The organism is Kitasatospora sp. NPDC059577, assembly GCF_042735475.1.
Classification (GTDB): domain Bacteria; phylum Actinomycetota; class Actinomycetes; order Streptomycetales; family Streptomycetaceae; genus Kitasatospora.
Window position 1 is genome coordinate 108,874 of record NZ_JBHWBZ010000016.1, and the last position, 11,923, is coordinate 120,796.

An 11,923-nucleotide genomic window follows, 5' to 3' on the forward strand; every position below is an offset into this window, starting at 1 on the left:
GTCTCGGGCTGCTCGGGTCTCGTCTCGGGCTGCGCGGGGTCCGCGGGGTGCGCGGGCTGCGCGGGGTGCGCGGGGTCCGCGGACCGGTGCCCTGGTCATGCGGATCCCAACTGCCGGTCGATGTAGTCGAACACCTCGTCGTCGCTGGCCGCCTCGATCAGGTCGGGGGCAAGGTCGTCCGCGTCGCCCGTGGGGCGGGCGGTGGTGGCCGGTGTCCCGCCGGGCAGCGGGCGGGACAGCACGTCCCGTATCCGGGCGGCGAGTTCGTCGCTGACGCCGTCCGGCGGCAGGGCGTCGAGCAGGGTCTCCAGGGTGTCGAGCCCGGCCCGGACCGCCGCGTCGCCCGTCGGGCGGGCGGCGGTGGCCCGCTCGGCGAGGTGGCGTGCCAGTGCCTCCGGGGTGGGGTGGTCGAAGACGAGCGCGGCCGGCAGCCGCAGCCCGGTCGAGGACACCAGCCGGTTGCGCAGTTCGACCCCGGTGAGGGAGTCGAAGCCGACGTCCTTGAACGGGCGGGCCGGGCGGATCAGGTTCGGCGAAGTGTGGCCGAGCACCGCCGCGGCGTTGCCGCGCACCAGGTCGAGCAGGGTCCGGTACAGCTCGGCCTCGGGCAGCTCGGCGAGCTGCCGCGCCATCGAGCGGGCCGGCGCCGCAGCGGAGGCGGAACCGGTACGGGCGGGGCGGACCAGGCCGCGGAGCACAGCGGGCAGTCGGTCGTCCGCCCGCAGCACGGACGGGGCGATCCTGGCCGCGAGCCGGTAGGCGTACGGGGAGTCCAGTGCCGCGTCGAACAGGGCGAGGCCCTCCGCCGAGGTCAGCGCGCCCGCCCCGACGCCCCGGCCCGCGGTGACCGCGGCGGTCATCCCGCTGCGCTCCTCCCACAGGCCCCAGCCGATGGACAGGCCGGGCAGCCCCTCGGCCCGGCGTTCGGCGGCGAGGGCGTCGAGGACCGCGTTGGCGGCGGCGTAGTTCGCCTGCCCGGCCGCGCCGAACTGGGCGGCGCCCGAGGAGAACAGGACCAGCGCCGCGAGGTCGAGGTCCCGGGTGAGTTCGTGCAGGGCCAGCGCCGCGTCCGCCTTGGGCCGCAGGACGCGGTCGAGCCGGTCCGGTGTCAGCCCCGCGATCGTGGCGTCGTCCAGGACACCGGCCGCGTGGACGACGGCGGTGAGCGGGTGCGCGGCGGGCACCGACCCGAGCAGGGCGGCGAGCGCGGCGCGGTCGGCGACGTCGCAGGCTGCGACGGTCACCGACGCCCCGAGCCCGGTCAGTTCCCGTACCAGCTCCGGCATTCCGTCGGCGGATCCACCCCGGCGGCCCGCCAGCAGCAGGTGCCGGGTGCCGTGCGCGACGACCAGGTGCCGGGCCAGGAGCCGTCCCAGGGTGCCGGTGGCCCCGGTGACCAGGACAGTCCCTTCGGGGTCCGGCGGAGCCGGCAGCAGCAGGACGTTCTTGCCGGTGCCCCGGGCCTGGCTGAGCGAGCGCAGGGCGGCCGGGGCCTGCCGGACGTCCCAGCCGGTGACGGGCAGAGGACGCAGCACTCCCTGCCGGAACAGGTCCAGGACGTCGGCGAGCATCTCGCCGATGCGCTCCGGACCGGCCTCCATCAGGTCGAACGCCCGGTAGCGCACCCCGGGGTGCTGCCGGGCGACCGTCTCGGGGTCGCGGACGTCGGTCTTGCCCATCTCCACGAACCGGCCGCCGTTCGACAGCAGCCGCAGACCGGCGTCGACGAACTCCCGCGCCAGGCTGTCGAGTACGACGTCGACGCCCCGCCCGCCGGTGGCCGTCAGGAACGTCTCGGCGAAGTCGGTGGTACGGGTCGAGGCGATGTGCGCGGCGTCCAGTCCGCCGGCCCGCAGGACGTCCCACTTGGCGGGAGAGGCGGTCGCGAACACCCGCGCACCGGCGTGCCGGGCGAGTTGCACCGCCGCCATGCCGACACCGCCGGCCGCGGCGTGGACCAGGACCGATTCCCCGCGCCGCAGTCCGCCGAGATCGAACAGACCGTAGTAGGCGGTGAGGAACACCACCGGCACGGATGCGGCGCGGGCGAAGGACCAGCCCGCCGGCATCCGGGCGACGGTACGGCGGTCGGCGACGGCGGTCGGGCCGAACGCGCCCCCGAAGATCCCCATCACCCGGTCCCCGGGTACCAGGTCGTCCACACCCGGGCCCACCTCGATGACGGTTCCTGCGCCCTCGCTGCCCAGGCCCTGCTGTTCGGGGTCGGGGTCCAGGCCGAGCGCGGCGATGACGTCGTGGAAGTTCAGCCCGGCGGCGCGCACCGCGATCCGTACCTCACCCTTGCCCAGCGGGGCGAGGGCCGCCGGAGCGGGCTCCGCCACGATGTCCTCCACGGAGCCCCGGCCGTCGGTGGTGAGCCGCCAGGCGGCGCCGTCCGGCAGGGACAGCGTGCCGTCCGGCCGTCCGCCGCGGACCAGCCGCGGCAGCAGCGGCGGGCCGGTCCGCAGCGCCAGCTCGGGTTCCCCGGCGGCGAGCGCCGCAGGCAGGGCGTCCGCCGGCTCGCCGGTCCCGGCCGCGTCGATGAGGACGAAGCGCCCGGGGTGCTCGGCCCGCGCGCTGCGCACCAGGCCCCACAGGGCGGCCTGGGCGGGATCGACGGGACGGTCGACCGGTCCGGTACGGACCGCGTCCCTGGTGAGCAGGGCCAACCTGGCCGCAGCGAACCGCTCGTCGGCCAGCCACTGCTGTACGAGGGCGAGGCCCTGGTGTGCGGTGGCGCGGACCCGGTCGGCGGGGTGGGGCAGGTCGGCGGTGGCGACGGCCGCCACGATCACCTCGGGGAGGGCGGCGCCCGCTTCGAGAGCGGCCCCCAGGGCGTCGATGTCCTGCCATGACACCGCGCCGGGGACGGCACCGCCGAGGGCGGCCCAGGTGGGCACGGCGGTGTCGGCCGGGTCGGTGGCCGGGGTCCAGTCGAGGCGGTACAGCAGGTCGGCGTGGGCGGTCGCGGAGAGCGGCCCGCCGGCGGCCGGAGGCCGCAGCAGCAGGGCCTCCACGCCGAGCACCTGCCGTCCGGACAGGTCGTGGGCGTGCAGGGTCACGGTGTCCGGCGCGTCGGTGGCGAGCCGCACGCGCAGCGTGGTGGCCCCGGTGATCCCGCTGGTCACGCCGTTCCAGCTGAAGGGCAGCCGGGCCCGGCCGTCCTGGTCGGGCAGCAGTGCGGCGATCTGGAGGGCCGCGTCCAGCAGCGCGGGGTGCAGCACGCATCCGGCCGCGTCGGCGTGCTGCGGCTCCGGCAGCACCACCTCGGCGAACACCTCGCCGCCGCGGAGCCACGCGGCACCGATGCCGCGGAAGGCGGGGCCGTAGTGGTAGCCGGCCTCGGCGAAGCGCTCGTAGAGGTCGCCGGTGTCCACGGGTTCGGCACCGGACGGCGGCCAGCTCAGCAGACCGGCCGGGGCTCCGGCCGGGTCCCCGGCGGGCCGGGGTACCAGGGTGCCGGTGGCGTGCTCGGTCCAGGGCGCGTCGGCGTCCCGTGCCGTACGGGCGAACACGCCGAGCCTGCGCCGACCGTCGCCGTCGGGTGCGGCGACCCGGAGCTGTAGGTGGACGGCTCCCTCCTCCGGGAGCACGAGCGCCGATCCGAGGGTGAGTTCCTCGACCACCGGGCAGTCCGCCTCGGCCCCGGCGCGCATCGCGAGTTCGAGAAACGCCGTGCCGGGGAAGAGGACGACGCCCGACACCGCGTGGTCGGCGAGCCAGGGGTGAGTACGCAGCGAGATCCGGCCGCTGAGCAGCAGCTCATCGGAGTCCGCGACCTGCGTCGCCGCGCCGAGCAGCGGGTGCCCGGTCGTGGCGAGCCCCGCCGAGGCGACGTCCCAGCTCGTGGTCGGAACGTCGAGCCAGTAGCGGCTGCGCTGGAAGGCGTACGTCGGCAGGTCCACCCGCCGGCCCTCCGGGAACGCACCCGACCAGTCCACCCCCAACCCGCGCTCCCACCCGCGGCCCACCGCACGCAACACCTGCGCCAGACCGCCCTCCCCACGACGCAACGTCCCCAACACCACCGCATCCACACCCGCGGCCTCCACCGACTCCCCCACCGCCACACCCAGCACCGCATGCGGACCGGACTCGACGAAGAACCGGAAGCCCTCCCCCAGCAACGCCGCAGTGGCCCGCCCGAACTCCACCGTCTCCCGCAGATTCCGGTACCAGTACTCGGCGTCCAGGACCTCCGTGTCCAACCAACCGCCCGTCACCGTCGAGAAGAACGGCACCGAACCCGAGACAGGAACGATCCCGGCCAGATCGGACAACAACCGCTCACGGACCTCCTCCACATGCACGGAGTGCGACGCGTAGTCGACCTCGATCAGACGCGCCCGCACCCCCTCCCCGACCAAGGCCTCGACCAGTGCCGCCACCGCGTCCGCGTCACCCGACACCACCGTCGACGACGGACCGTTCACCGCCGCCACCGACAACCGGCCCACGCGTTCCCGCACCGCCTCCACCGGAAGAGGCACCGACGCCATCCCGCCACGGCCCGCCAACGCACCCACCGCACGGGAACGCAACGCCACCACCCGCGCCCCGTCCTCCAGACTCAGACCACCCGCCACACACGCCGCCGCGACCTCACCCTGGGAATGGCCCACCACCGCGTCCGGAACCACACCGAACGAACGCCACACCTCCGCCAGCGACACCATCACCGCCCACAACACCGGCTGCACCACATCGACCCGGGCGAGCAACCGCTCCGAACCCAACGCCTCCGCCAACGACCAATCCACATAAGGCGCCAGCGCACGCTCGCACTCCGCCATCCGCCCCGCGAACACAGCCGATTCGGCCAACAACTCCGCAGCCATCCCCACCCACTGCGAACCCTGACCCGGGAACACCAACACCGAACGACCGGAAACCAACCCGCCGCCGGCCACCGCAGCGCCCTGCGACAGCGCGGTCAGGTGCTCGGCGAGGTTCTCCTCCGTGCCCACCAGCACCGCGCGGTGTGCCAGCGCGCTGCGGCCCGTGGCCAGGGAGAAGGCCACGTCCGTGGCGCGGACGCCCGAACCGTCGCCGATCCGGGCCGACAGCGCGGCGGCCTGGGCGCGCAGCGCCTCCGGAGTGCGCGCCGAGAGGAGCAGGGGGACGGCGGCGGGTGCGGTCTCCGGTGTCCCGGGCTGGTCGACGAGCGTGTCCGCGGAAGCTGTCGGGTCGTCCGGGGCCTGTTCGAGGATGATGTGGGCATTGGTGCCGCTGACGCCGAAGGAGGACACGCCGGCCCGCCGCGGGCGGCCCGTGTCGTCCCACGTACGGGCCTCCGTCAGCAGTCGGCCGGCTCCCGCGGACCAGTCCACCTCGGGCGTCGGGCCGTCCACGTGCAGTGTCTTGGGCATCACGCCGTGCCGCAGGGCGAGCACCGACTTGATGACCCCCGCCACACCGGCGGCAGCCGAGGCGTGGCCGATGTTGGACTTCAGCGAGCCGATCCACACCGGACGGTCCGCCGGACGGTCCTGCCCGTACGTGGCCAGCAGGGCCTGCGCCTCGATCGGGTCGCCCAGCCGCGTCCCCGTGCCGTGCGCCTCCACCACGTCCACCGCGGACGCCGGCAGCCTCGCGTCCGCGAGCGCCGCCCGGATCACCCGCTGCTGCGACGGGCCGTTCGGCGCCGTCAGGCCGTTGCTCGCACCGTCCTGGTTCACCGCCGAGCCACGGATCACCGCCAGCACCGGATGCCCGTTGCGCCGCGCGTCCGACAGGCGCTCCACCAGCAGCATGCCGACGCCCTCGCCGAAAGCGGTGCCGTCGGCCGCCGCGGCGAAGGACTTGCAGCGGCCGTCCGGGGCGAGTCCGCCCTGTCGGCTGAACTCGACGAACAGTTCGGGGCTGCACATCACGTTGACCCCGCCGGCGAGTGCCAGCGAGCATTCGCCGGACCGCAGCGCCCGTACCGCGAGGTGCAGGGCCACCAGCGAGGACGAGCACGCCGTGTCGACGGTGACCGCGGGGCCTTCCAAGCCGAAGAAGTAGGCCAGGCGTCCGGAGACGATGCTGCCCGAGTTGCCGGTGCCGAGGAATCCTTCGACGTCCTCGGGGATGTAGGGCAGCAGCCGGGCGGCGTAGTCCTGCTGCATCAGGCCGACGTACGTGCCGACGGGGGCGCCGCGCAGGGCGGCCGGGTCGATGGCCGCGCGCTCGAAGAGTTCCCAGGTGGTCTCCAGCAGCAGCCGCTGCTGCGGGTCCATGGCCAGGGCCTCGCGCGGCGAGATGCCGAAGAACTCCGCGTCGAAGTCGGCGGCGTCGTACAGGAAGCCGCCGTCGCGGGTGATGGAGGTGCCGATGCGGTCGGGATCGGGGTCGTAGAGGGCTTCGACGTCCCAACCGCGGTCGGTGGGGAACCCGGAGACGCCGTCGCGGCCCTCGGACAGCATCCGCCACAGGTCCTCGGGTGAGCGGACGCCGCCGGGGAGGCGGCAGGCCGCGGCGACGATCGCGATCCGGTCGTCGTCCGCGTCCCGGTTCCGGTCGGCCCGCCCCGCGGGTACGGCGGGCAGGGCGGCGGCGGCCGTTTCCGGGTCCGTGAGCCCGGTGCCCAGGAAGTCCGCGAGCGCCGCCGGGGTCGGGTGGTCGAACACCAGGCTGGCGGGGAGCCGCAGGCCGGTGGCGGCGTTCAGGCGGTTGCGCAGTTCCACCGAGGCCAGCGAGTCGAATCCCAGTTCGCGGAAGGCCCGTCCGGCGTCGACGGTGTCCGGGGAGGCGTGGCCGAGGACTGCTGCCGCGTGGGTGCGGACGAGTTCGACGAGCAGCCGGGTCCGTCCGGTGCCGTCGAGGGCCGCGAGGCGCCGGCGCAGGGCGTTGTCGTCGGCCCTCGCCTCCGCGGCCGTGGCCGCCCGGCGCGGCGGTGTGCGCACCAGGCCGCGCAGCAGCGGCGGCAGGGTGCCGTCCGCCGCCGCGGACCGCAGGGCCGCGGCGTCGAGGCGCATCGGGACCAGGGCGGCCCGGTCCACGGTGAGGGCGGTGTCGAGGAGCGCGAGTCCTCGCTCGGTGGAGAGTGGCGGCATCCCGGACCGGGCGAGGCGTCGTACGTCGTCCTCGTCCAGGTGTCCGGTGAGGGCACTGGGCTGCTCCCACAGGGTCCAGGCCAGGGACTGGCCGGCCAGCCCTGCCGCCCGGCGCTGAGTGGCCAGGGCGTCGAGGAAGGCGTTGGCGGCGGCGTAGTTGGCCTGTCCGGGGCCGCCGAAGGTGCCCGCGGCCGAGGAGAAGAGCACGAAGTGCGTGAGGTCGAGGTCGCGGGTCAGTTCGTGCAGGTGGAGGGCGGCGTCGACCTTGGGGCGCAGCACGGCGTCCACCCGTTCGGGGGTGAGTGCGGTGACGACGCCGTCGTCGAGGGTGCCCGCGGTGTGGACCACGGCGGCCAGCGGGTGCGCGGGCGGCAGGTCCGCGAGTACGGCGGCCAGGGCGACCCGGTCGGCGGCGTCACAGGCGACGATGGCGGTCTCGGCTCCCAGCGCGGCGAGTTCGGCCCGCAGTTCTTCGGCTCCGCCAGCGGCCGGGCCGCCGCGGGAGAGCAGCAGCAGGTGCCGGACGCCGTGCCCGGTGACCAGGCGGCGGGCGACATGGGAGCCGAGCAGGCCGGTGCCGCCGGTGATGAGGACCGTGCCGTCCGGGTCGAAGGCCCGGAGGGGCCCTGCCGCGTCGTCCGAGAGGTCCGGGTCGTTCCTGAGGACTCGGACCAGCCGGGGTACGCGGACGTCGTCGCCGCGGACCGCGGACTGCGGTTCTCCCGAGGCGAGGGCCGCGGCGACGCCCGCGGAGGTGCCGTGCTCGTCGTCGGCGTCGAGGTCGAGCAGGGCGAAGCGCCCGGGGTGTTCGGACCGGGCCGAGCGGACCAGGCCCCAGAGCGCGCTGTGCGCGGGATTGCGTACGTCCTCCCCCTCCCCGGCGCCGACCGCGCCCCGGGTGGCGAACACCAGGCGCGAGCCGGCGAAGCGGTCGTCGGCGAGCCAGGTCCGGACGTCGGCGAGGGCCTGGTGGACGGCCGCGCGGACGGCCGCGGCCGGTCCGGCCGTGGCCGCGGGCTCCGCGCAGGCGAGCAGGACCGTTTCGGGCACCGGGGCTCCGGCGTCGACAGCGGCCACCAGCGTGGCCAGATCCGCGGTTCGGTGGACCGGTGCGGCACTGCCGCGCGGGCGTGCGGTGACCCACTCCGTCGCGTAGAGGTCCTGGTGGTGGCGGCCGTGGGGGGCGCGGTCGGTGCCGAGGCCGACGGTGCCCGCGGGCCGCAGGACCAGCGCGTCCACGGTCGCGACGGGGGCGCCGGTCGCGTCGGCGACGGCGAGCGTCACCGCGTCGGGTCCGGCCGGGGCGAGCCGGATGCGGATTGCGTCGGCACCGGCGGCATGCAGGGTCACGCCGCTCCAGGAGAACGGCAGCCGTCCCTCGGGGTGGGCGTCCGCGCCAGGGGTGCCCGGCACGCCGGTGGCGTGCAGGGCCGCGTCCAGCAGGGCCGGGTGCAGGCCGAAGCGGGCGGCGTCGGGTGCGAGCCCGGCGGGCACGACGGCCTCCGCGAACAACTCGTCGCCGCGCTGCCAGGCCGCGTGCAGGCCCTGGAAGGCGGGACCGTAGGCGAATCCGCCCGCCGCGAAGCGGTCGTACAGACCGTCGAGGGCGAGGGGTTCGGCGCCGGGCGGCGGCCAGGGCATCGGCCCGTCGGCCTCGGCGCCTTCCGCGCCACCCTGGGCCAGGACGCCTTCGGCGTGCCTGGTCCACTCGTCGTCGAGGGCGCCGTCGAGGTCGCCGTCGGCGGGTGTGTCCGGCCGGGAGTGCAGGCTGAGCGGGCGGTGGCCCAGGGAGTCGGGGGCACCCACGGTGAGGCGCAGCACGGTGCCGCCGTGTTCGGGCAGCACCAGGGGGGCTTCGAGGGTGAATTCCTCGACCCGGGGGCAGCCGACGCGGGCTCCGGCCTGGAGCGCGAGTTCCAGGAAGGCGGTGCCCGGGAGCAGTGCCCGGCCGCCGACGGCGTGGTCGGCGAGCCACGGGTGGGTGCGGGCCGACAGGCGGCCGGTGAGGAGCAGACCGTCGCCGTCGGCGAGGACCACGACGGCGCCCAGGAGCGGATGGTCCGCGGGGGTCAGTCCGGCGGAGGTGACGTCGGCGACGGGTGCGGCGCCGTCCTCCAGCCAGTACGGGTCGCGCTGGAAGGCGTAGGTGGGCAGTTCCACCCGTCCGGGGCGGCGGTCGGCGAAGACGGTGTCCCAGTCCGGGGAGACTCCGCGCAGGTGGAGTTCGGCCAGGGACTCGGTGAACCGGCGCGGGCCGCCCTCGTCGCGGCGCAGGGTGCCCACGGCGGTGGCGTCGGCGCCCGCGTCCTCGGCGGTCTCCAGGGCTCCGACGGTGAGGACGGGGTGCGGGCTGCTCTCCAGGAGGACGTGGTAGCCGTCGGCGAGCAGGGCGCGGGTCGCCTGTTCGAAGCGGACGGTCCCGCGGAGGTTGCGGTACCAGTAGTCGGCATCCAGAGCGGTGGTGTCCTCCAGCAGGCCGCCGCTGAGGGTGGAGTAGAAGGGGATGGCGGACGGGCGGGGGGTCAGTCCGTCGAGCCGGGCGAGCAGTTCGGTGCGGATGTCCTCGACGTGGGCGCTGTGCGAGGCGTAGTCGACGGGGATGCGCCGACTGCGGATGTCCAGGGCCGTCGTCCGGTCGAGGAACGCGTCGAGCGCGTCGGTGTCGCCGGAGATCACGGTGGAGGCGGGTCCGTTGACGGCGGCGACGGAGAGCCGGCCGGCCCAGGGGGCGAGGTGTTCGGCGACCTGTTCGGCGGGCAGCGCCACCGAGGCCATGCCGCCGCGGCCGGACAGTGCCCGGATGGCGCGGCTGCGCAGGGCGACGACCTTCGCCCCGTCCTCCAGGCTCAGCGCTCCCGCCACCACGGCGGCGGCGATCTCGCCCTGGGAGTGGCCGATGACCGCGCCGGGGGTGATGCCGTGGGAGCGCCACAGTTCGGCCAGGGAGACCATGACGGCCCACAGCGCCGGCTGCACCACGTCGACGCGGTCGGCCGGCGGGGTGCCGGGGGCGCCGCGCAGGACGGCTTCCAGGGACCAGTCGACGAAGGGGGTCAGGGCGCGTTCGCAGTCCGCGATGCGGGCGGCGAAGACGGGGGCGGAGTCGAGGAGTTCGACGGCCATGCCGGCCCATTGGGAGCCCTGTCCGGGGAACACCAGGGCGACTTCGCCGCCGGTTCCGGCGGTGCCGAGGACCAGGCCGGGGACGGTGCGGCCGGCAGCCAGGGCGTCGAGGCCGGCCCGGAACTCGTCGGGGTGGGCGCCGATCAGGACCGCCCGGTGCTCGTGCGCGGCGCGGGTCGTCGCGAGGGCGTGGCCGACCTCGGCCGGGCCGGGGCCGGGGTGGGCGTCGAGGTGGTCGCGGAGCCGTGCGGCCTGGGCGCGCAGCGCTTCGGCGGTGCGTCCGGAGAGCACCCAGGGGAGGACGGCGGGGGCGGCGGGTTCGTCGGCCTGTTCCGGGACGGGTTCGTCCGCCTGTTCCAGGACGACGTGTCCGTTGGTGCCGCTGACGCCGAAGGAGGACACCGCGGCCCGGCGGGGCCGTCCGGTCTCGGGCCAGGGGGTGTTCGCGGTGACCAGGCGTACCGCGCCCGCGGTCCAGTCGATCTGCGGGGACGGGTCCTGCGCGTGCAGGGTGGGCGGGACGGTGCCGTGCCGCATGGCGAGGACGGTCTTGATGACGCCGCCGACGCCGGCCGCCGCCTGGGTGTGCCCGATGTTGGACTTCAGCGAGCCGAGCAGCAGCGGCTGCCCGTCCGCGCGGTCCTGCCCGTAGGTGGCCAGCAGGGCCTGGGCCTCGATCGGGTCGCCCAGCGGGGTGCCGGTGCCGTGCGCCTCGACCACGTCCACGTCGGCGGGGGTGAGTCCGGCGTTGGCCAGGGCGTGGCGGATGACGCGCTGCTGGGCGGGGCCGTTGGGGGCGGTGAGCCTGCTGCTGGCGCCGTCCTGGTTGACGGCGGTGCCGCGGATCAGGGCGAGGACCGGGTGGCCGTTGCGCCGGGCGTCGGAGAGGCGCTCCAGGAGGAGCATGCCGACGCCCTCGCCCCAGCCGGTGCCGTCGGCGGCGGCGGCGAAGGACTTGCAGCGGCCGTCCCGGGCCAGGCCGCCCTGGCGGCTCATCTCCACGAACGGGACGGGTGTCGACATGACCATCGCGCCCCCGGCCAGGGCCAGGGTGCAGTCGCCGGCCCGCAGGGCCTGGGCGGCGAGGTGGATGGCGACCAGCGAGGAGGAGCAGGCGGTGTCGATGCTGACCGCCGGGCCCTCCAGACCGAAGGTGTAGGCGACGCGGCCCGAGGCGACGCTGTCGGAGCTGCCGCTGCCGACGTAGCCGGCCACGTCGTCGGGTACCTGGCGCAGCCGTACCGCGTAGTCCTGGTACATCACCCCGGCGAAGACGCCGGTCCTGCTGCCCCGCAGGGTCGCGGGATCGATGCCGGCCCGTTCGAACGCCTCCCAGGTGGTCTCCAGGAGGAGCCGCTGCTGTGGGTCCATCGCGAGCGCTTCGCGCGGGGAGATCCCGAAGAATCCGGGGTCGAAGTGCCCGACGTCGTCGAGGAAGCCGCCCAGGGCGGTGTGGCTGGTGCCCTCGCGCAGTTGTTCCGGGTCGTCCAGGTGGTCCAGGTCCCAGCCCCGGTCGCCGGGGAAGCCGGCGATGGCATCGGTGCCGTCGGTGACCAGGCGCCACAGGTCCTCGGGGGACCGTACGCCGCCGGGGTAGCGGCAGCTCATCGCGACGACCGCGATCGGTTCGCGGCCCGCTTCCTCGGCCTCGGTCAGGCGCCGGCGGGTGTGGTGCAGATCCGCCGTCACCCGCTTGAGGTAGTCCCTCAGCTTGTCGTCGTTCACCATCGGGTGCCGCCGTCCTGGTTCGCGTGTCGGGTCGG

The 11,923-nt window shown here is 75.5% G+C and carries 1 protein-coding gene; it reads right to left on the minus strand.

The window, feature by feature from the left end; genetic code table 11:
- Window positions 1–95 precede the first annotated feature (95 nt).
- Complete coding sequence (locus tag ACFV0O_RS15915) at window positions 96–11,888, minus strand: SDR family NAD(P)-dependent oxidoreductase (protein ID WP_380341582.1); 11,793 nt, start codon at window positions 11,886–11,888, stop codon at window positions 96–98.
- Between the last annotated feature and the right edge of the window lie 35 nt (window positions 11,889–11,923).